Source organism: Kitasatospora sp. NPDC089509, from assembly GCF_044749365.1.
GTDB lineage: Bacteria > Actinomycetota > Actinomycetes > Streptomycetales > Streptomycetaceae > Kitasatospora.
In genome coordinates this window covers 46,974-67,993 of record NZ_JBIVHS010000019.1, presented here as the reverse complement: position 1 = coordinate 67,993, position 21,020 = coordinate 46,974, and the positions used below count along the sequence as shown (strand labels likewise).

The window sequence follows — 21,020 nt, the reverse complement described above, 5'->3', positions numbered from 1 at the left end:
CACCCGGGCCCGGCGGCCCTGCGGGCTCAGGCCTCCTGGGTGCGCGGGGCCGCGACGGCCCGCGGAGCGGTCCGGTGGAACACCCGCCGGAGCGGCACCGCCGTCCCGAACACGAGCAGCCCGAAGAGCGTCATCGGCAGCAGCCCGACCGGCTGGAGGTAGTCGAGCGGCCGGTGCACCAGTCCGTCCCAGTTTCCCCACCAGTTCGCGACCAGGTCCGCGGCCATGATCGCCGCGCCGAGCAGCGGTCCCACCGGGCGGGCCCGGGCGACCAGCACGGCGGCCAGCGGGTCCAGTACGAGCAGGGCGTGGAACAGCAGTTGGCTCGGCAGCGGCCAGTCCCGGTAGGCGTGGAGTCCGCCGGTGAGCACGTCGTAGAGGTGCGCCCCGGTCCCCTCGACGAAGCCGATCACGTACACCGCCGCCACCCAGCGCGCCCAGCGCGGCCGGCGCGGCCCAGCTCCCCGTCCCCCACGGATCCATGTCTGCATCGGGACAGCTTAGGAGGACGGCTCCGCGGCGGCACTCCCCTGCTTGGGCAGCACCCGGGGCTCGCTCAGGCTGCCGTCGGAGTGGACGTCGAAGACGGTGAACTTCTCCCGGCCGGTCACGGTGATCTCGTCCGGGCCGGACCAGTCGATGCGGACGAAGTCGCCGCCGCTGGTGTCCCAGGTGCCCATGCTCCAGTGCCGGGCGGACCAGCCGCTGCCGGTCTCCAGCTCCACCTGGTAGACCGGGTCGACCGAGAAGGCGACATTGGTGACGGTCAGCACCCGGTCCGTGCGGTTCGGGCTGACGAAACGATCCTCCCGGCCGCCGTTGGCGCTGAACAGCAAGGACAGGCCCAGGATCGCGATCCCGGCGACGACCAGCGGCGCCAGGACGGCCGCGCAGCCGATCTGCGCGAACCGGGTACGGAACTCCAGCCCGACCACCAGCGACGCCACGAGCAGCACCACCGCCGCCCCGATCAGCAGCACCGGCCGATTCAGCCAGTGCTCGACCACCACCAGCCCGCCCGAACGCGAGGCGTGCCAGCCCGGCAGGTAGGCCAGGAACACCGCGAGCGCCGTTCCTCTGAGCCCCCACGCGATCCGCGTGCGACGCCTCGCCGTCATCCGTCCCCCCGGGCGGTCTTTTGCCGACCTTTGCGCGGACTTTACTACAGGGGGTCGGCGGGCCGAGAGCGGCAGCCGACGGAGCACTGCGGCGACGTCGCCACGGAACGGCCGTCACGGAACAGACGTCACGGGACGGCCGTCGCGGCACGAACGTCGCGGCACGGTCCTCGACCGCCGGCGGCCGGAAACACCGGTGCGGCCCGGGTGGTGGGTCTCCCCCACCGCCCGGGCCGTCCGGCGGCTAGCGGCCGTACCCCCGTCACCGCCGGTAGAAGACGCTCCGCGACCAGAAGTAACCGACCACGGTCAGCCCGGTGCACCAGGCCAGGGCGATCCAGCCGCTGTTGCCGATCCCGGTGCCCATCAGCAGGCCGCGCAGGGTCTCGATGATCGGGGTGAAGGGTTGGTACTCGGCGAACCAGCGCAGCACGGTCGGCATCGAGTCCGGCGGGACGATCGCGCTGCCGATGAAGGGCAGGAAGGTCAGCGGCAGCGGGGTGTTGCTGGCGCTCTCCGGGGTCTTCGAGACCAGCCCGATGCCGGCCGAGATCCAGGTCAGCGTGAGCGTCACGAAGATCAGCAGCCCGGCGGCCGCCAGCCATTCCAGCGGGCCCGCGCTCGACCGGAAGCCCATCGCGAAGGCGGCGCCGATCACGAACACCAGCGCGACCACGGTCTGTATGACGCTGCCGACCACGTGCCCGGTCAGGAAGGCCGAGCGCGATATCGCCATCGTCCGGAAGCGGTTGACGATGCCCTCGGTCATGTCGACGCAGACGCCCACGGCCGTGGCCACCGAGCCGGCCGTCGCCGTCATCAGCACGATGCCGGGCGTGACGTAGTCGATGTAGCTGCCGCCCCCGATGCCCGCCCCCAGTGCGCCGCCGAAGGCGTAGTTGAAGAGCAGCAGCATCATCACCGGCATCACCACGACCGAGAAGGTCATCGCCGGATACCGCTGGGCGCGCTTGAGGTTGCGCCGCAGCATGGTCAGCGAGTCGCTGACCGCGTAGGTCGTCGCGCTCATCGCGCACCCTCCCCGGTGAGTTGAAGGAAGACGTCGTCCAGGTCGGCCGTCTCCACGACCAGCGACTCGGCCCGTACGGAGGCGTTGTCGAGCGTGTCCAGCACGGTCTTCACGGTGAGCACGGAGTTGTCCCCCGGGATGTCCAGTCGCAGCGCCTCGGTGTCGGCGGTGGCGTACTCGAACAGCCGGGCCGCGAGGTCCAGTTGGCGGGCGTCCGCGAACTGGAGCCGGATCCGCCCGCCGGGGACGATCCGCTTGAGCTCCTCGGCCGTGCCCTCGGCGACGATCCGGCCGCCGTCCAGGACGGCTATCCGGTCGGCGAGTTGGTCGGCCTCCTCCAGGTACTGGGTGGTGAGGAAGATCGTCACCCCGTGGTCGGCGACCAGCCCCCGGATGATCTCCCACATGGTGCGCCGACTGCGCGGGTCCAGCCCGGTGGTGGGCTCGTCCAGGAAGATCACCTTCGGGTCGCCGACCAGGGTCATCGCCAGGTCGAGCTTGCGCCGCATGCCTCCGGAGAAGGTGACGACGGGCTTGCGCGCCGCCTCGGTGAGCTCGAAGCGCTCCAGCAGCCGCTCCGCCCGCCTCCGCCCCTCCCGACGGGGGAGGTGGTTGAGGTCGGCCATCAACAGCAGGTTCTCCTCGGCGGTGAGCAGGTTGTCCACCGCCGAGAACTGGCCGGTCACCCCGATCGCCTTCCGCACCCCGTCGGCCTCGCGCACCACGTCGTGGCCGGCCACCCGGGCGGTGCCGCCGTCGGCCGGGATCAGGGTGGAGAGGATCTCCACCGTAGTGGTCTTGCCGGCGCCGTTCGGCCCGAGCAGGGCGAACACGCTGCCCGCCGGGATGGTCAGGTCGACGCCCCTGAGTACCTCCTTGTCCCCGTAGGACTTGGTCAGCCCGACCGCCGAGATCGCCGCCATCAGGCCCTCCGGACGGTGACGCTGCCGACCTGGGTGGTGCCGTGGATCTCGGCCGTCTCCCGGGCCTGGCCCGGGCCCTCGGCCGCGCCCAGCTCGTTGCGGACGGCGCCGAACTTGCTGTGCACGTCCAGCCAGGCCGCCGTGCCCTCGGCGATGCCGATCTCCAAGTCCCCGACGCCGGCCTGCAGCGAGACCTTGCCGCGGACCACCCGGCCCAGCCGGATGTGGCCGTTCGCCGTCTTGGCGTCCACGGCCCCCTCGGCGAGGCCGACGTGGATCCGGCCGTTGGAGGCGTTGGCGGTCAGCTCGCCGTGCACCTCGTCGATCTCGATGTCGCCGTTGCTGTTCTTGACCGTCAGCCGCCCGCCGACGGCGCCGACCTCGATCCGGCCGGCCCCGGCCACCTCGGCGTCGCCGGCGATCGCGCCGAGCCGGATGTCCCCGTGGTCGGTCTTGAGCCGAGCGCTGTCGGCCCGGTCGAGCTGGATCCGGCCCATCGAGATCTTGAGCCGGACGTCGCCGAGCGGCCCCTCGGTCACCACGTCCGCCATCGGGGAGTCGAGGTGCAGCTCGGAGCCGACGGGCAGCTCGACGAGGACCTCGATGGAGCCCTTCTTGCTGGAGAACACGGTGCGCTGCTTGGGGCCCTTGAGGGTGAGCCGACCGCCGGAGAAGTCGACCTGGGTCAGCTTGGCGGCCTTGATGTCGGCCTCCCGGTCCGCACTGGCGGGACGGACCTCGACCGCGGCGTCGGCGCGCTTGCTCGCGCGGACCCACACCGAGCCGATTTCGAAGTCGAGGGAGGCGGAGATCGGTCCGTCGGTCTCGTACGTAGGCATGGCTGTGCCGTCCTCTTCACTCTCGTGGGTGTTCCCGCTGGTCGGAGCGGGGGTGACGTCGAAGGTGCGGGTGGTTCGGGTCTTGCAGGTCGTGCGGGTCGTTCAGGTCGTACGGGTGGCGCGGAGGCCCGGAGGCGTCAGTGGACCCAGCCGGTGAAACCCTGGCCGCCGACGCTGCGCGGGACGCGGGTGCCGAGGTCGGCGGCCGGGCGGCCGGCCGGCTGGCCGCCCTCCAGCGCTCCGGCGACGGCCCGGACCAGCCAAGCGTTGAGGGAGAGGCCCTCCTGCCCCGCGGCCTCCTCCGCCCGGGCCTTGAGGTTCGCGGGCAGGCGCAGGTTGATCCGGGCGGTGCCCGACTCGTCCGACTCCGGCCCCACCGCCGGCACCACTGGTGCCACCGGTGGGGCGAGTGGCGCCACCGGCGGTGCCACCGGCGGCACATCGCCGTGGAAACCGCCGGAGCCGGGCGGCGCCGTCACCACGAACTCGGGGTCGAGTCCGCGCAACCGCACGTCCACCGAGCCCGGGGCGAGGTCACGGGTGACTTCGCCCATGGCGGCGGACAGGGCGTTGAGCAGCGTGAGCCGTACGGCCGACTCCAGCGGGAGCGTCAGCCGGTCGGCCAGCGCGCGGGCTTCTTCCCCGCCGGTGGCGGCGGCCACCGCGAGCTCGTTCCGGAGGTTGTCGACGTACGGCGTGAGGTCCATGGCTCAAAGCATGGCACGGCGATGGCGCCATGTCGAGCCATTAATGGCACCACTTTGGCACCACTCGGCCGGGAGGTCCGGCGCCGGCAACGGCGCCGGCAACGGGAGAACGACGGGAGAACGACGGGAGAACGACGGAACCGCCCCGCCGGCCGAGGCCGACGGGGCGGTTCACCAGGGAGAACAGCGGGGAACGGAGGGGAACAGCAGGAGCGGAAGGGGTCAGCGCTGCTGCCAACCCGCCAGGTAGGAGTCGATCTCGCCGACCAGTCGGTCCTTGCCCGCCCGCTCCAGGAACGACGCCTCGACCGCGTTGCGCGCCAGCGCCGCCACCCCGGCCTCGTCCAGCCCCAGCAGCCGCGCGGCCACCCCGTACTCGGTGTTGAGGTCGGTGCCGAACATCGGCGGGTCGTCGCTGTTGACCGTCACCAGCAGCCCGGCGTCCACCATCCGCTTGATCGGGTGGTCCTCGATCCGCTCCACCGCCCGGGTGGCGATGTTGGAGGTCGGGCAGACCTCCAGCGGGATCCGGTGCTCGCCCAGGTAGTCGAGCAGCGCCGGGTCCTGGACCGCCTGGGTGCCGTGCCCGATGCGCTCGGCGCCGAGCTCGCGGATCGCGTCCCAGACCGTCTGCGGCCCGGTGGTCTCGCCCGCGTGCGGGACGGAGCGCAGACCGGCCGCCCGGGCCCGGTCGAAGTACGGCTTGAACTGCGGCCGCGGCACGCCGATCTCCGGCCCGCCCAGGCCGAAGCTGACCAGGCCCTCGGGGGCGAGCTCGGTGGCCAGCCGGGCGGTGATCTCGGCCGCCTCCAGCCCGGCCTCGCCCGGGATGTCGAAGCACCAGCGCAGCACCACGCCGAGGTCCTTCTCGGCGCGCAGCCGGGCGTCCTCGATCGCCTCCATGAAGGCCACGTCGGGGATGCCGCGCTTGACCGAGGAGTACGGGGTGAGGGTCAGCTCGGCGTACCGGATGTTCTGCCGGGCCATGTCCTCGGCCACGCCGTAGGTGAGCGCGCGGACGTCCTCGGCGTCGCGGACCAGGTCCACCACGCTCAGGTAGACCTCGATGAAGTGCGCGAAGTCGGTGAAGGTGAAGTACTCGGCGAGCGCCGCCGGGTCCGTGGGCACCGCGGACTTCCCGGCGTACCGGGCGGCCAGCTCCGCGACGATGCGCGGCGAGGCCGAGCCGACGTGGTGGACGTGCAGTTCCGCCTTGGGCATCCCGGCGATGAACGCCTCGATGCTTTGGTCACCCAGGTTTCCGATCCGACTTCCGTCCGGCTGGACCACGGTCGTTCCCTCTTCTCTTCTACGCGCGTTCCGAGTTGTGCTCGCAAGGATAGGCCGAAGCCCGGATCACCCGCCGAGGGCCACCGCCACGCTGTGGATCAGCAGCCCGGCCAGCGCGCCGACCACGGTGCCGTTGATCCGGATGAACTGCAGGTCACGGCCCACGTTGGCCTCGATCTTGCGCGACGCGTCGTCGGCGTCCCAGCCCGCCACCGTCTCGGAGATCAGCGAGGTGATCTCGGCCCGGTAGGTGTCGACCAGGTACTGGGCGGCGTCCTGCAGCCAGCCGTCCACCTTGGCCTGGAGCTTGGCGTCGGTGGCCAGGCGCCCGCCGAAGCTGTGCACGCCCTCGCGGATGCGCCGGCGCAGTTCGCTGTCCTCGTCCTCGGCCGCGCCCATCACCAGGGTCCGCACGGCCGCCCAGGTGGAGTTGATCAGGTCCTGCACCTCGGGGCGGGCCAGCAGTTCGACCTTGGCCCGCTCGACCCGGGCAATGGTCTCCGGGTCGGTCTGCAGCTCGGTGGCGAAGTCGGCGAGGAAGTTGTCGACGGCGCCGCGGGCCGGGTGCTCCGGGTCGTCCCGGATGTCGGTGACGAAGCGCAGCAGCTCCTTGTAGACCCGTTCGCCGACCTGCTGGTCGAGGAACTTCGGGGTCCAGCCCGGGGTCTTCTGGGTGACCTTGCGGACCACGTCCTCGTGGTTGGCGGTCAGCCAGTCGTGCGCCCGGACGGCGACCAGGTCGACCACGCCGTGGTGCCCGCCGTCGGCGACCACCTTGCCCAGCATCCGGCCCATCGGCTCGGCCACCGAGGTGGCGGCGGCCCGCCGGGTCACCGCCTCGGCGACCACCGCCCGCACGTCCTCGTCGCGCAGCACCGCGAGCACCCCGCGCAGCGCCGCCGAGGCCTCCTTGGTGACCCGCTCGGCACTGCCCGGCGCGGCCAGCCACTCCCCCAGCCGGCGGCCGACGCCGAGCGCGGCGAGCCGACCGCGCACCACGTGGCCGGCCAGGAAGTTGTCGCCGACGAAGTCGCCGAGCGAGCGCCCGAAGGCGTCCTTCTTGGTCGGGATGATCGCGGTGTGCGGGATCGGCAGGCCGAACGGGCGGCGGAACAGGGCGGTCACCGCGAACCAGTCGGCCAGCGCGCCGACCATGCCCGCCTCGGCGGCGGCCGCCACGTACCCGGCCCAGGCGCCGGCACCGGCCGCCTTCGCCCAGGTGGCCAGGGCGAAGACCAGGGTCGCGAAGGCCAGCAGGCCGGTCGCGATGGTCTTCATCCGGCGGACGCCGCGTCTCTTCTCCTCGTCGGCCGCGGTGAACCGGACCCCGGGCCCGGTCCCGCTGAAGGCTTCGTCACTCACCCCGCCAGTCTGCCCCGTGCCCGGCGCGGACGGGGGCGTGCCCCGCGATCACCCGCCCCGGAACGTCGGCTCACGCCCCTCCGAACCGTCCCGCGCCCAGAACCGCCACCCCGCTCCGGCCCACGCGCTGCCACCCCGCTCCGGCCCGCGCGCTGCCGGTCCCACGGTCAGGCCCCGCCCAGCACGATCCGCCGCACCCCCGCCCCCGCCCACCGCGCCGGGTCCGTGCACCGCCGCCCGTCCAGCAGCACCCGCACCCCCGGCAGGTCCGCCGGTTCCAGCTCCCGGTACTCCGGGTGGTCCGCCTGCAGCACCGCCGCCACCACCGGCTCCCCGCCGTACGGCGGCAGCCCGAGCGCCGTCAGCTCCGCCGCCCGGTACAGCGGATCGGCGACGTACGGCCGGGCCCCGGCCGCCTCCAGCGCCGCCACCAGCGGGAACACCCCCGAGTACGCCGTCTCCTTGACCCCGCCCCGGTAGGAGGCCCCCAGCACCAGCACCCCCCGCCCGGCGATCCCGCCCGGCAGTTCCCCGGCGAGGGCCCCGGCCAGCACCCCGACCGCGTACCCGGGCACCTCCAGGTTGGCCTCCCGAGCCGCCCTGACCACCGTCGCCGCCGGGTCGTTCCACAGGTACAGCCGCGGGTACACCGGGATGCAGTGCCCGCCGACGGCGATCCCCGGCCGGTGCAGGTGGCTGTAGGGCTGCGAGTTGCAGGCGTCGGCGACCTCGGCGAAGTCCACCCCGACCCGGTCCGCGTACCGGGCGAACTGGTTGGCCAGCGCGATGTTGACGTCCCGGTACGTGGTCTCGGCGAGCTTGGCGAACTCGGCCGCCTCCAGCGAGGCCAGCTCCCACACCCCGTTCGGCCGGGGCAGGTCGGGGCGCGGGTCGAAGTCCAGCACCGCCCGGTAGAACTCGGCGCCGCGCCGCACCGAGGAGGCGTCCAGGCCGCCGACCAGCTTGGGGTAGCGCCGCAGGTCGGCGAAGACCCGCCCGGTGCGCACCCGCTCGGGGCTGAACACCAGCGCGAAGTCCGTCCCGGCCGCCAGTCCGGAGCCGGCCACCAGCCGGGGCGCCCAGCGCCCCCGGGTGGTGCCGACCGGCAGAGTGGTCTCGTAGCTGACCAGCGTGCCCCGGCGCAGCCCGGCCGCGACCGCGTCGGTGGCCGCGTCGAGCAGTGCGAAGTCCGGGGTGCCGTCGGCGGCGGTGACCAGCGGGACGACCAGGACGACGGCGTGGGCGGCCGCCACCGCGGCCGTGGTGTCGGTGGTGGCGCGCAGCCGGCCCTCGGCGACCACCCGCTTCAGCGCCTCGTCCAAACCCTCCTCCCGGGGGAACGGCGGCACGCCCTGGTTGACGCTCGCCACCACCCGGGGCGCGATGTCGGCCCCGGTCACCCGGTGACCCTTCAGCGCGAACTGCACGGCCAGCGGCAGCCCCAGCTTGCCGAGCCCGACCACGCACACGTCCGGGCCGTCGCCCACCAGCCCGCCCGCACGGACGTCCGCACCCGGGTCCACGTCCACATCCACGTCCACCCCCGCCGCCCCCGGACCCGCACCCGCACCCGCGTCCACGCCGCCCCCCGCCACGGGCCCGCTCATCCCCGTCCTCCGTTCACCGAGTTGGCCAGCCTGCGCCACGCCGGATGGCGCCGCAGCCCGCGCCGCACCTGCTCCGGGACGATCCCGCGCCACAGTTGCTGGGCCAGGTTGAGCGGCGGAACGACCGCCACCCGCGGCTCCTCCGGCAGCAGGAACACCTCGTCGGCCAGGCCGAGCCGCCCGTCCCGGAACGCCGGGTAGCCCGCGTAGCGCCGCCGCCCCTCCGCCACCGCCGGCGGTTCGCCGTGCGCCGCCTCGTAGCGGATCTGGTCCCGCAGCGCCTCCGGCCGTACGGCGGCGGCGAGTTCGAGCCGTACCCGGGCGGCGACCGGCAGCCGGTCGTACACCTCGCGGGCGCCGAAGCGCTCGATCATCCGGCCGACCTCGGCGCACACCCGCTGCTGCAGCCCGTCGTCCAGCATCAGGAAGCCGTCCTGGAGCAGCCGGGGCACGTCCCAGGCGAAGCTGCGGGCCCGGATGGCGTCCAACTCCTCGCCCGGCTCGGCCAGTTCGGCCGCCACCTGCTGGAGGGCGGTGATCCCGCGCAGCCGGTCCAGCACCGAGGCCCGCTCGGTCACGTTGCCCCGGTCCTCGCGCAGCACCAGGAAGTAGCAGTCGTATCCGGCGAGCACGGACACCCGGTCCGCCCGCAGACAGGCCTCCAGGGTGAACGGCTGGTCCGAGAAGACCTTCAGCCCCTCGTCGCGGCGCAGCCCGTGGCGCCGGATGAGGTCGAGCCGGAACAGCTTGGTGTCGGACAGCGCCCAGGCCAGCGCCGAGTCGGTGAAGTCGACCGACTCGGCGTCGGCGTGGAAGATCCCCTGCGGCACCAGCCGCCCGTTCACCCCGACCTGCTTGGGCACCACCACGTCCGAGCCCCAGCGGTCGGCGGCCGCGACCAGCCGTTCCAGCGCCTCCGGGCCGAGCCAGTCGTCGGCGCCGAGGAACAGCACGTACCGGCCGCGGGCCAGGTCCAGGCCGCGGTTGGTGGGGCCGGCCGGCCCGCCCGAGTTGGGCTGGTGGACCACCTGGAACAGCCCGGGGTGCCGGTCGGCGTACTCGTCCAGCAGCGTCTCACCGCCGTCCGTGGAGCCGTCGTCGACGACCACCACCTCCAGCCGCCCCGGCGCCAGGGACTGCCCGACCAGCGAGTCCAGGCAGGCGGTGAGGTACGGCATGGTGTTGTGGACCGCGACCACCACGGTCACGTCGGGTACGGTCATCGGGCGGCGGACCTCCGGGGGTGCGGTTCGCCGGTGCGCGGATCGACGGGCGACGCACGGTCAACTCGGCCGCCCGCCGGGGAGTCACGTACCCTCCCCGAACGGGTGAGCGATCCGAACACCGGCTTGACGCTCCGGCCGAACCGCCGGGCCAGGCCGGCCCAGCCGACCAGGCAGACCAGGCCGACCCGCTCGCCCAGGCCCGACTACCCGATCGCGACCTTCGCGTACATCCGCGCGATCACGTCCTCGATCGCCGGCTCCCGCACCGAGAGGTCCACCAGCGGGTACCGCGCCGCGACCGCCGCCACGATCGGCGCCGCGCTCTCCCGCGCCGGGAAGGCCAGCCACTGGCGCGGCCCCTCGACCTTCACCACCCGCGCCCCGGCCACCTCGATCGGCGGCCGGGCGTCGGCCAGGTCGACCACCAGGGTCCGCTCGCTGCGCCCGGCGGCGTGCAGTTCGTCCAGCCCGCCGTCGTGGACGACCCGGCCGTGGTCGATCACCATCACCCGGTCGCAGAGCTGCTCGATGTCGGTGAGGTCGTGGGTGGTGAGCAGCACGGTGGTGCCGCCGTCCCGGTTGACCTCGCGCAGGAACTCCCGCACCCGGCCCTTGCTGACCACGTCCAGGCCGATGGTCGGCTCGTCCAGGTAGAGCACCTGGGGGTCGTGCAGCAGGGCCGCCGCGAGGTCGCCGCGCATCCGCTGGCCGAGCGAGAGCTGCCGGACGGGGGTGTCCAACAAGCCGTCCAGGTCGAGCAGTTCGATGCAGCGGCCGAGGTTCTCGCGGTACCGCCGGTCGGGGATCCGGTAGATCCGGCGGGCGAGTTCGAAGGAGTCGCGCAGCGGGAGGTCCCACCACAGGGTGGTGCGCTGCCCGAAGACGACGCCGATCCGACGGGCCAGCGCGACCCGTTCGCGGGCCGGGTCGACCCCGGCGACCCGCAGCCGGCCGGAGCTGGGGACGAGGATTCCGGTGAGCATCTTGATGGTGGTCGACTTGCCGGCGCCGTTGGGCCCGATGTAGCCGACGCACTCGCCGGCCTCGACGGTGAAGCTGAGCCCGTCGACCGCGCGCACCTCGCGCTTGACCCGGCTGAACCGGCCGGTGCGGGCGCGCACGGTGAAGGTGCGGCGGACGTCCTGGAGTTCGATCAGTGCCACGGTGTTGTCCTTACGGGGAGGGGGAGTTCAGCTGCCGGTGCCGCGGTAGGCGCGCAGTCCGGCGCGCCAGGCGAGCCCGGCGGCGGCGACGCACAGCGCTGCGGCGACCGGGGAGGCGTACTGGAAGGCGGTGGGCAGTCCGAGCGGGTCGGGCCGGTCGAGGATGCGCAGGGTGGGCAGCCAGTTGACGAAGGCCAGCGGGACGCCGAAGACCACCCCGGCGACCAGTTCCTTGGCGAAGATGGTCGGCGGGTAGTGCAGCAGGGTCGCACCGCCGTAGGTGAAGGAGTTCTGGATCTCCTTGGACTCGCCCCACCAGAACTGGACGGTGGCCCCGCCGACGTAGATCGCCCCGAAGATGACGCTGCCGCACACCAGCAGCACGGGCACCAGCAGCACCCGGTCCCAGGTCCAGTGCACGTCCAGGGCGGCCAGCGACCAGGCGAGCACGATCAGGGCCTGGAGCGGGCGGCCGAGTCGGCGCAGGGTGAAGCGCTCGGCGCAGAGCTGGGAGAGCGCCGGGGCGGGGCGGATCAGCATGGTGTCGAGCGTGCCGCCGGCGATCCGTACGCCCAGGCCGTCGGCCGAGCCGACCAGCAGGTTGGCCATGCCGAGCGAGAAGGTCGCGGTGGCGTAGAGGAAGGCGATCTCCGGCAGGTTCCAGCCGCCGAGCCGGTCGGTGTGCCGGAACATCAGCACCAGCACGAGGAAGTCGAGCGAGTGGGTGACCAGGCTGGCCAGCAGGTTCAGCAGGAAGGAGGCCCGGTAGGCCATCATCGAGCGCATCCACATCCGGGCGCACAGCCACCAGGAGCGGACCGCCCAGGCCGTCCGCGCGGTGAAGGGCTCGGTGCGCGGCCGGAGTTGCCCGGCCGCCGGCAGGGGCCGCTCGGCCACCGGCAGGAGTCGGTCAGCCACCCTGCACCACCACCCGACGGGTCGCCAGCCACTGCGCGGCCCGCCCGACGGCGAGCAGCACGGCCGCCCAGCCGAGTTGGAAGCCCAGCGCCGGGACCAGCCCGGCGCCGCTCGCCCGCTCCAGGAAGACGTCGGTCGGCACCTTGATCAGCGCCGCCCAGGGCAGCACCCGGGCGAGGTCGCCGAGCCACCCCGGGAACAGGGCGATCGGCAGCAGCATCCCGGAGAAGAACATCGACACCACCAGCATCACCGCGCGCACCCCCTCGGAGTCGTGCAGCCAGAAGCCGGTGAGCGAGACCAGGAACCGCAGCCCGAAGCTGACCAGCACCGCGAGCAGTGCCGAGAGCAGGAAGAACAGCCAGGTCAGCGGCTGTTCGGGCATCCGGGTGCGGAACACCAGCGCGCCGACCAGCATCGGCACGGTGCCGCGGACCAGGGCCTGGAAGCCGGCCCGGCCGAGGTCGGTGGCCAGCCACCAGCCCTGGAAGTCCACCGGTCGGTAGAGGTCGACGGCGATGTCCCCGGTGCGGAAGCGGTCCTGGACGTCGTCCTGGAAGCCGCCGCCCCAGACCGCGACGGTGACCAACAGGCCCTGGCTGACCCAGATGTAGGTGACGGCTTGGCTCTGGTCGTAGCCGCCGAGGCCCGGGCGGGCCTGCCAGAGCGCGAGGAAGGAGGAGGCCAGGATGACCCCGAAGACGGTGTTGGTGAAGGTACCGGCCAAGGTGGCGGCCCGGTAGGTGGAGTAGCGGCGGAAGGCGCCGCGAGCCACGGCGGCGTAGAGCATATTGTCTCCTTGTCGACAAATACGGCCAGAGGAAGGTGCCCATCGACATCCGCGCACACCCCATCGGCCCCGACCAGCCGACCCCGGGGGTACCGGGCCGGACGGGCGGAGCTGTCAGAAACGGGTGCGCTATGAAGTTCGCATCTTTCACCGTACCTCCGCCGCACCCCACCCGCACCCGGTTTCCGATCGCACGACCACCGCGACCCCGACGACGCCCCGCCGCAGGCGCAACACCGCAGTTCACAGCCCCCACCGCTGCTGAACCCACGTCAAATAGCAGATAATCCCGCCATGACGTTGAGCACCCGCCGCCAGGCCAAACGGGCCGCCCGCCGCGAAGCCCGCCGCGCCCTCCCCCTCTGGCGCCGGCTCCTCCCCACCTGGCGGATCACCCTCGGCACCCTCACCGCACTGCTACTGCTCGCCGTCGGCGCCTTCGCCGTGCTCTACGTCATCGTCCCGGTGCCCGACCCCAACGCCCGCGCCACCGCCCAGAACAACATCTACCTCTACGCCGACGGCACCACCGAGATCGCCCGCACCGGCGCCGTCAACCGCACCGACGTCACCATCGACCAGATCCCCCTGCAGACCCAACAGGCCGTCGTCTCCGCCGAGGACCGCACCTTCTACCAGAACCGCGGCGTCGACCTGAAGGGCATGCTCCGGGCCGGCTGGAACACCCTCCTCGGCAAGGGCATGCAGGGCGGCTCCACCATCACCCAGCAGTACGTCAAGAACTACTACCTGACCCAGGACCAGACCTTCGAACGCAAGGGCCGCGAACTGTTCATCGCCCTCAAGGTCGACCAGCAGCGCGACAAGAAGGACATCCTCGCCGGCTACCTCAACAGCAGCTACTTCGGCCGCGGCGCCTACGGCATCCAGAGCGCCGCCCACGCCTACTACGGCGTCGACGTCTCCCAACTCACCCTCGGCCAGGGCGCCTACCTCGCCTCCCTGCTCCAGGCCCCCAGCCTCTACGACGTCAGGACCGCCACCCCCGCCAACCGCGAGAAGGCCGTCGCCCGCTGGAACTACGCCCTCGACGGCATGGTCCAACTCGGCTTCCTCACCACCGCCGACCGCAACGCCACCACCTTCCCCGAACCCATCGACCCCCAACCCGCCACCGGCCTGGCCGGCCAGGCCGGCTACCTGGTCGGCGTCGCCGACGACTACCTGATCTCCTCCGGCACCATCGACGCCGCCACCCTCAAGGCCGGCGGCTGGCGGATCACCACCACCTTCGACAAACCCAAGCAGGACTCCTTCGTCAAAGCCGTCCAGGACGAACTCACCGGCGAACTCGACCCCAAGGCCCGCCCCACCACCGACACCGACGTCCGCGTCGCCGGCGCCTCCGTCGAACCCGCCACCGGCCGCGTCGTCGCCGTCTACGGCGGCCCCGACTACGCCAAACAGCCCTACAACGACGCCCTGCGCCAGGACAACCAGATCGGCTCCACCTTCAAACCGATCGACCTCGCCGCCGGCCTGATCGCCCAACACACCCTCGACGGCCGCCCGATCACCACCGAGACCCGCTACGACGGCACCAGCGAACGCCCCGTCACCGGCGGCCCCACCCCCTACGCGCCGCCCAACGAAGACGACGTCGACTACGGCAACATCACCCTGCGCCACGCCATGGTCAAGTCCGTCAACTCCGTCTACGCCCAGGAAGGCGTCGACGCCGGACTCGCCCGGGTCCGCGAGACCGCCGTCAAACTCGGCATCCCCGACAGCGTCCGCGGCATGGACCCGGCCAACACCTCGATGACCCTCGGCACCGCCACCCCCAGCGCCCTCGACCTGGCCGGCGCCTACGCCACCCTCGCCAACCACGGCCAGGCCCACACCCCGTGGTCCGTCCAGAAACTCGAACGGGTCAACCCCGGCGGCGGCGTCGACGTCCCCAAGATGCCCGACCACAAGGCCACCGACGCCATCGGCCGCACCGTCGCCGACTCCGTCACCGACGTCCTGCGCGACGTCATCAGCCCCCGCGGCACCGGCGCCGCCGCCCTCGACCTCGGCCGCCCCGCCGCCGGCAAGACCGGCACCACCGACGCCAACCTCTCCGCCTGGTTCGCCGGCTACACCCCCGAACTCACCACCACCGTCGGCCTGTTCCGCGAGAACCCGAAGAGCCACGCCAAGGAACCACTGTCCGGCACGGCCGGCCTCACCCGGATCAACGGCGGCGCCTTCCCCACCAAGATCTGGACCGACTACATGACCGCCGCCCTGGGCAACACCCCCACCCAGCAGTTCGACCTGCAGACCGGCCACGGCGACCGCAACACCGGCAACTGGCCCACCCCGAGCGGAAGTTCCAGCCCCAGCCCGAGCACCACCACCGCACCCGCCCCCACCGGCGCCCCCGTCACCGCCCCCACCGGCCAGGCCCCCAGCGCCCCCGCCGCCACCGACCAGCCCGCACCCCCCGCCGCCCCCAGCCCGCAGAACCCCCAACCCGCCCCCACCGAAGAACAACCCAGCCCCAGCACCCGGCCCACCCCGACCCGGCCCGCCCGACCCAGCAACCCGCCCACCGCCACCACCGCACCCACCAACACGGCCACGGCGCCCGCCCAGTAGCCCCCGGGGTGGGCTACCCGGCCACCAACTCCCGCTCCAGCGGCGTCCGGATCCGCGGCGTCACCCGCACCTCCCCCAACCACCCCGTCAACCGCCCGACCTCCGCCGCGACCGCCCGCTCCGCCGCCGACCCGACGTCCCGGAACAACCGCCACACCACCTCACCGTCCGACCGCTGCGCCCAGCCCCCGACCACCTCACCGCACCACCACACCGTCGGCCCGGCGTTGCCCGCCCGGTCGAACAGCGCCGGCACGTCCTCCGGCCGCAGGTACCAGTCCCGCCCGCGCCAGCCCATCACCGCCGGATCCAGCGCCGGCAGCAGCGCCGCCCACGGCTCGGGCGGCGCTACCGGCCCCTCGTCCCCCGGCAGCACCACCGCCGCCGCACCGTCCGCCAGCGCCACCGCCCGCGCGTCCACGTCCGCCAGCGCCGTACGGACGTCCCCCAGCGTCCAACCCGTCCACCACTTCACGTCCTCCACCGTGGCCGGCCCGTACGCCGCCAGCCACCGCCGCACCACCTCCGCCTTCGCCTCCCGCACCGGCACCTCCGGCCACTGCGGCACCAGCGCCCACGGATAGCTGCTGCTCGCCCAGGAACCGCGCGGACGGCACCGGCGGACGTGCCCGTCCGAGGCCAGCAGGCTCAGCAGCCGACTGCCCACACTCTGCCTCGCCTCGTACGCCTTGCCCGCCGACATCAGCATCGTCTCGCGCAACTGCGGTACGTCCCGGCCCAGTTCCTGGGTCGTCGCCTCCCCGCGCACCGCCAGCGCGGCCAGCACCTCGCGCTCCGTCGCGGCCAGCCGGGCCTCGTCCCAGCCCTCCGCGTGGTCCCGCAGGTGCTTCAGCAACGTCGCCCGCTCCTTCACCGCGATCGCCCGCGCCGCCCCCGAACTCACGTACGGGGCCAGGCCCTCCGTCACCGCGAAGATCGTCCGCCGCATCGACAGCAGCTTCACCAGCGACACGTCCTCGTACAGCGCCCGCTCCACCGCCGCCGCCGACGGCTCCGCCAGCCGCGCACAGGCCGACAGGTACACCGTCGCCGCGTCCGTCGCGTGCAGCCCGACCACCGCGTCGGCCACGTCCTCCACCCGCGCCGCCCGCACCGAGGCCGCCAACAACTGCCGACGCCCCAACCGGGCCCGCCGCTCACCATCACCGATCACCGGGACACTCATGCCCGGACCCTAGCCCCCGGCACCGACAGAACCGGCCGACCGGGTCGACGCCGCCCGGGCCGACCCGCCGGAGGCCGACCGCGAACAACTGTTCGCCGGGGTCGCCGTCGGCCTCGCGACAGGGGTCACCACAGGTACGGGGTCGCTACAGGTACAGCCCGGTCGAGCCCTCCGTGTCCCCGAAGCGGGTCGCCGCCACCGCGTGCAGGTCCCGCTCGCGCAGCAGCACGTAGGTGGCGCCGCGGACCTCCACCTCCAGCTTGTCCTCCGGGTCGTACAGCACCCGGTCACCGGGCTCCACCGAGCGCACGCTCTGGCCCACCGCCACGGCCTCCGCCCAGGTGCAGCGCTTGGACAGCTCCGCGGTCGCCGGGATCAGGATGCCGCCGGTCGAGCGGCGCTCGCCCTCACTGCCCTCGATGCGCACCAGCACGCGGTCGTGCAGCATCCGGATCGGCAGCTTCTCGCCCAGCCGGTCGTGCCGTGCGGCATCGTGCTCGTGGTCGGAATGCGTCGGGTTGTCGTTCGTACTCACGGTCCCGACGGTACCGCCCCCGTACGCGCGGCGTGACGCCAGCCCGGAATGCGGAAGGGCCGGGTCGCCGATCGACGACCCGGCCCCCGCGGCACCGCGGTCAGTCCTTGTCGCGCTTGCGCGAGGAGGCGAGCAGCACCACCAGGCCCAGGCCGACCAGCGCGGCCGGGACGATCCGCTCCTTGCGCGGCTGCCCCTGCTCGTCCACGAACTGCGCCTTCACCTTCTCCACCAGGCCGTTCGCGGCCACGTACGCCCGCGCCGTCTTCTCCTCGACGGTGGCCATCGCCTTGGCCTTGACCTGCGCGGAGATGGTGGTCGGGTGGATCCGCACGGCCAGCTCGTCCAGGTTCGCCGCCAGCCGGTCGCGGGTGCGCTCGATGTCGGCCTCGATCTGCGCAGCCGTCCGCGCCGGCTTGTCCTGCGTGCTCGCCTCGCCCACTCGGGCCACCCCATTCACTTGCCGATGTAGTCCTGTCGTCCTGTGCGACCAACCCAGTTTGTCAGCTGCCGCGCACGGACGCGCGGCCCCACCCACCAACGGGGGTAAGTTTGCCGTGGTACGACCGCGTACGACCGCCCGTCCAGCCTCCAGGAGAGTACGACCGTGACTGAGCGCCTCCAGCCCGGCGACACCGCGCCCGCCTTCAGCCTGTCCGACGCCGACGGCAACCAGGTCTCGCTCGCCGACCACCTCGGCCGCAAGGTCATCGTCTACTTCTACCCGGCCGCGCTCACCCCCGGCTGCACCAAGCAGGCCTGCGACTTCACCGACAACCTGGAGGTCTTCGCGGGCGCCGGCTACGACGTCATCGGCATCTCCCCCGACCAGCCGGAGAAGCTCGGAAAGTTCCGCGAGAAGGAGGACCTCAAGGTCACCCTGCTCTCCGACCCCGAGCACCGGGTCCTGGAGGCCTACGCCGCCTACGGCGAGAAGCAGAACTACGGCCGCACCTACCAGGGCGTCATCCGCTCCACGATCATCGTCGACGAGCAGGGCAAGGTCGAGCGCGCGCTGTACAACGTCAAGGCCACCGGCCACGTCGCCAAGCTGCTGCGCGACCTCAAGGTCGAGGCCTGATCCCCCGGGATCCCTCCGTACGAAGCGGTGGCGGCCCACCCCCCGACCGGGTGGGCCGCCACCGCCGTTCCTCACCTCAGGTGACCTCCGGCGCCGTCGGCGTCAGCAGGCCCCGAGGTCGCTCCAGACGCCCCAGGCGCCGCTGACCGCGGGGTCGTCGCCCTTGGTCCACCACTTGTTCTGGTAGTAGTGGCCCTTCCAGGACACCTTGGTCGGCGACGCGTAGGTGGTGCCCGCGTCCCAGCCCGGCGCGGCCGCGCAGGACCCCGAGGTCGGGGTCGCGGTCGGGCTCGGGGTACCGGTCGGGGTGGCGGTGGGCGTACCCGTGGGGGTACCGGTCGGAGTGCCGGTCGGCGTACCCGTGGGGGTGCCGGTCGGCGTACCCGTCGGAGTGGGCGTCGGCGTACCGCCGTCCACCGTGCCCCGGGTCAGGTCCCCCTTGAGCCCGTACAGCGTGCCGCCCACGTTGACCGTCCAGTTCGACGGCGTGGACACCGGCAGGTAGTAGACGAAGTCGATGTCCACCGAGGCACCCGGCGCCAGCGACTGCCACCCCGGCAGCTTGACCGACACCCGGTTGTAGGTGCCCTTCAGGCCGCCCGTGTTGCCCGGGCCCGGGTTGTCCTGCCGGATCACCTGCAGCCCGAACCCGGACTGGTCCTTGGCGTTGCCCGGGGCCGAGTTGGAGTAGTCGAACTGGAACTCGGTGCCGCCCGGCAGGGTCAGCGTCGAGTTGTTGACGATGTGCAGCTTCGGGTTGATCGGGTAGTTCGAGTCGCCCAGCGCGAAGTTGGTGAACGACACGTCGACCGGCAGGGTCTGCTGCGGCAGCGGCACCGTCGAACGCGTCGCACCGTACGGGCTCGCCGCCTTGAACCTGTCGTACATCAGCGAGGTCAGCGTCGAACCGGGGACGTACTCGCCCTTGCCGCCGTTGGCGGTGGCGTCCCACTTGTAATCGCCCGCGAGCTCCCAGATCATCGCCCCGCCGGCACCCTGGTTGACGATGTAGTCCGCCTTGGCGCCCACCGACTGCTCGTCCTCGGTGGACAGGAACACCTTCTTGGCGTCGTTCCACAGCCACGGCGCCGCCAGGGCGTCGCTGTAGTTGCGGGTGTAACTGCCCTGCAGCGCGGTGTCCGTCACCCCGTACTTGGCGAGGTAGTCGGGCAGCACGCCCTTCTCCAGGTTCTTGGCGTGCCACATCGGGTTCGACCCGGCCGGGGACTCCTTGCCCGCGGTGTCCTTGTCGTTCCAGATGTTGTCGATGCCGACCGCGCCGTCACCGCAGGAGGTCAGCCCGGACCCGGCCGGGCAGCTGGTGGCCGCGGCCGTGCCCCACAGGCCGTTGGTGCCGCCCTGCACGTTCTTGAAACCACGGGTGTAGTACGGCAGCCCGACGTTGATCCGGCCGGCCGGCATCGACCCGCGGAAGTAGTGGTACGACCAGTCGGCGTTCAGGTAGCCGATGCCGCCGTACTGCGCGGTGCCGTACACGTTGGCGGCCGCCAACTCGCCGTCCTTGCCGTCGTCGTAGAGCGAGGCGTTCGGGCCGACGTACTTGTTCCAGGCACCGTGCAGGTCGTACGACATGATGTTGACGTAGTCCAGGTACTGGGCGACCTGGAAGGTCTCCATCCCCCGCAGCAGGTAACCGGAGGACGGCGCCGCGACCGACAGCAGGTAGTGCCGGCCGTCGGCGGCGCCCGCCTTGTCCAGGTTCTCCCGCAGGGTCTTCATCAGCGCCGCGTAGCCCTTGGCCAGCGAACCGCGCTTGCCGTTGGCCAGCTGCCAGTCCAGCGGGTTGCCCGCGTCCTTCATCGAGGTCGGGTACTCGTAGTCGATGTCGACGCCGTTGAAGCCGTACTTGCGGATGAAGTCCACCGAGGAGGCGGCGAAGGTGTCGATGCCCGCCTGGTTGACGCTGCCGTCCGGGTTGACCGTCATCGAGTAGAAGCCGCCGGAGTTCACCCGGCTGCCGCCGTCGTCGAAGTAGCCGCCGGTCTCGGTCCAACCACCCACCGAGATCAGGGTCTTGACGTTCGGGTACTGCTTCTTGTACTTCGTCAGCAGGTTGAAGTGGCCCTTGTACGGCAGCGTCGGGTCCAGCTCCGCCCCCGGCACCCCGGGGAACGACATCCCGGTCGCCGCGTTGGTCGGACCGTCCGTCCCGACCGACAGCTTGTTGTCGCCGCCGACGTGCCCGAACGCGTAGTTGAGGTGGGTGACCTTGTCCCAGGGGATGTCGCTCACCAGGTACGGCTGGTCGCCGTTCTTCCCGGTGCGCCAGCCGGTGAAGTACCCGATGATGCGCCGCTGGTGGTCCGCGCCCATCTTCTCGCGCCCGCCGGTGTCGTAGACCGAGCAGTACGGGACGTCCACCCCGGGGGTCTGGTACAGCCCGTCCGGCCGACAGGCAGCGTTGTCGACGGCCGCCGACGCCTGCGAGGGCACCGCACCCAGCGTCGCCGTCAACAGCCCGGCCAACGCGGCCGCCGCCAACGACGCGACACCCGCCCGGGCCGCCGGACTCTTACCTCGGCGAGCGGCGGTGGGACGCCGCTCGGCCGTGCTTCGGATCAACACTCGGTCCTCCAGGAGAGAGTGTCGGCGCATGCCCGTGGGGGAGCACGCACGT

19 protein-coding genes are annotated in these 21,020 nt (G+C 72.5%); 2 read left to right on the top strand and 17 right to left on the bottom strand.

Translation table 11 applies throughout. The features are described 5' to 3' along the window. Positions 1-26: 26 nt before the first annotated feature. From ACIP4P_RS31430 to ACIP4P_RS31370, 13 genes are all read right to left on the bottom strand, one after another. A complete protein-coding gene (locus tag ACIP4P_RS31430) occupies positions 27-491 on the bottom strand; it encodes a hypothetical protein (protein ID WP_400924267.1) in 465 nt (154 codons plus the stop codon). 9 nt (positions 492-500) lie between these two features. Beyond that, complete coding sequence (locus ACIP4P_RS31425) at positions 501-1,118, bottom strand: hypothetical protein (RefSeq protein WP_400924265.1); 618 nt, start codon at positions 1,116-1,118, stop codon at positions 501-503. Positions 1,119-1,380: 262 nt separating this feature from the next. After that, the gene (locus tag ACIP4P_RS31420) at positions 1,381-2,148 is read right to left on the bottom strand and encodes an ABC transporter permease (RefSeq protein WP_350518106.1); all 768 of its coding nucleotides are present in this window, start codon (positions 2,146-2,148) and stop codon (positions 1,381-1,383) included. Then, on the bottom strand, positions 2,145-3,071 hold the full coding sequence (locus tag ACIP4P_RS31415) for an ATP-binding cassette domain-containing protein (protein WP_400924263.1): 927 nt from the start codon (positions 3,069-3,071) through the stop codon (positions 2,145-2,147). Before ACIP4P_RS31415 ends, ACIP4P_RS31420 begins: the two co-directional genes overlap by 4 nt. Then, the gene (locus ACIP4P_RS31410; protein WP_350518104.1) at positions 3,071-3,910 is read right to left on the bottom strand and encodes a DUF4097 family beta strand repeat-containing protein; all 840 of its coding nucleotides are present in this window, start codon (positions 3,908-3,910) and stop codon (positions 3,071-3,073) included. The genes ACIP4P_RS31415 and ACIP4P_RS31410 overlap by 1 nt, the downstream gene beginning before the upstream one ends. A gap of 137 nt (positions 3,911-4,047) precedes the next feature. After that, complete coding sequence (locus ACIP4P_RS31405; protein WP_400924260.1) at positions 4,048-4,617, bottom strand: toxin-antitoxin system HicB family antitoxin; 570 nt, start codon at positions 4,615-4,617, stop codon at positions 4,048-4,050. A gap of 222 nt (positions 4,618-4,839) precedes the next feature. Next, positions 4,840-5,874, bottom strand: a complete 1,035-nt coding sequence (locus tag ACIP4P_RS31400) for an adenosine deaminase (protein ID WP_400924439.1) — start codon at positions 5,872-5,874, stop codon at positions 4,840-4,842. A 99-nt stretch (positions 5,875-5,973) separates the two neighbouring features. Next, entirely contained in the window at positions 5,974-7,269 is a 1,296-nt protein-coding gene (locus ACIP4P_RS31395) for a DUF445 domain-containing protein (protein ID WP_400924258.1), read from the bottom strand. A 167-nt stretch (positions 7,270-7,436) separates the two neighbouring features. Further along, positions 7,437-8,876: a nucleotide sugar dehydrogenase gene (locus ACIP4P_RS31390; protein WP_400924256.1), complete on the bottom strand. Its 1,440-nt coding sequence runs from the start codon at positions 8,874-8,876 to the stop codon at positions 7,437-7,439. Continuing rightward, positions 8,873-10,099: a glycosyltransferase family 2 protein gene (locus tag ACIP4P_RS31385; protein ID WP_400924253.1), complete on the bottom strand. Its 1,227-nt coding sequence runs from the start codon at positions 10,097-10,099 to the stop codon at positions 8,873-8,875. The genes ACIP4P_RS31390 and ACIP4P_RS31385 overlap by 4 nt, the downstream gene beginning before the upstream one ends. A gap of 206 nt (positions 10,100-10,305) precedes the next feature. After that, on the bottom strand, positions 10,306-11,265 hold the full coding sequence (locus ACIP4P_RS31380; RefSeq protein WP_400924251.1) for an ATP-binding cassette domain-containing protein: 960 nt from the start codon (positions 11,263-11,265) through the stop codon (positions 10,306-10,308). A 27-nt stretch (positions 11,266-11,292) separates the two neighbouring features. Beyond that, positions 11,293-12,183, bottom strand: a complete 891-nt coding sequence (locus ACIP4P_RS31375; RefSeq protein ID WP_400924249.1) for an ABC transporter permease — start codon at positions 12,181-12,183, stop codon at positions 11,293-11,295. Next, positions 12,176-12,973, bottom strand: coding sequence for an ABC-2 family transporter protein (locus ACIP4P_RS31370; RefSeq protein ID WP_350518097.1), 798 nt, complete (start codon positions 12,971-12,973; stop codon positions 12,176-12,178). Before ACIP4P_RS31370 ends, ACIP4P_RS31375 begins: the two co-directional genes overlap by 8 nt. 294 nt (positions 12,974-13,267) lie before the next feature. Here ACIP4P_RS31370 and ACIP4P_RS31365 point away from each other — a divergent pair, with 294 nt between their 5' ends. Next, on the top strand, positions 13,268-15,580 hold the full coding sequence (locus ACIP4P_RS31365; RefSeq protein ID WP_400924247.1) for a transglycosylase domain-containing protein: 2,313 nt from the start codon (positions 13,268-13,270) through the stop codon (positions 15,578-15,580). A 13-nt stretch (positions 15,581-15,593) separates the two neighbouring features. Here ACIP4P_RS31365 and ACIP4P_RS31360 read toward each other — a convergent pair whose 3' ends face one another. From ACIP4P_RS31360 to ACIP4P_RS31350, 3 genes are all read right to left on the bottom strand, one after another. Continuing rightward, on the bottom strand, positions 15,594-16,766 hold the full coding sequence (locus tag ACIP4P_RS31360) for a winged helix DNA-binding domain-containing protein (RefSeq protein WP_400924245.1): 1,173 nt from the start codon (positions 16,764-16,766) through the stop codon (positions 15,594-15,596). A gap of 145 nt (positions 16,767-16,911) precedes the next feature. Beyond that, the gene (locus tag ACIP4P_RS31355; RefSeq protein WP_079136310.1) at positions 16,912-17,214 is read right to left on the bottom strand and encodes a co-chaperone GroES; all 303 of its coding nucleotides are present in this window, start codon (positions 17,212-17,214) and stop codon (positions 16,912-16,914) included. Between the two features lie 187 nt (positions 17,215-17,401). Beyond that, on the bottom strand, positions 17,402-17,743 hold the full coding sequence (locus ACIP4P_RS31350) for a DUF3618 domain-containing protein (RefSeq protein ID WP_350514847.1): 342 nt from the start codon (positions 17,741-17,743) through the stop codon (positions 17,402-17,404). A 165-nt stretch (positions 17,744-17,908) separates the two neighbouring features. Here ACIP4P_RS31350 and bcp point away from each other — a divergent pair, with 165 nt between their 5' ends. Continuing rightward, positions 17,909-18,382 carry a thioredoxin-dependent thiol peroxidase gene (gene bcp, locus ACIP4P_RS31345; RefSeq protein ID WP_350514848.1) on the top strand — a complete coding sequence of 158 codons (474 nt, stop codon included), beginning with the start codon at positions 17,909-17,911 and terminating at the stop codon, positions 18,380-18,382. 102 nt (positions 18,383-18,484) lie between these two features. Here bcp and ACIP4P_RS31340 read toward each other — a convergent pair whose 3' ends face one another. Continuing rightward, positions 18,485-20,968, bottom strand: coding sequence for a chitinase C-terminal domain-containing protein (locus ACIP4P_RS31340; protein ID WP_400924242.1), 2,484 nt, complete (start codon positions 20,966-20,968; stop codon positions 18,485-18,487). Between the last annotated feature and the right edge of the window lie 52 nt (positions 20,969-21,020).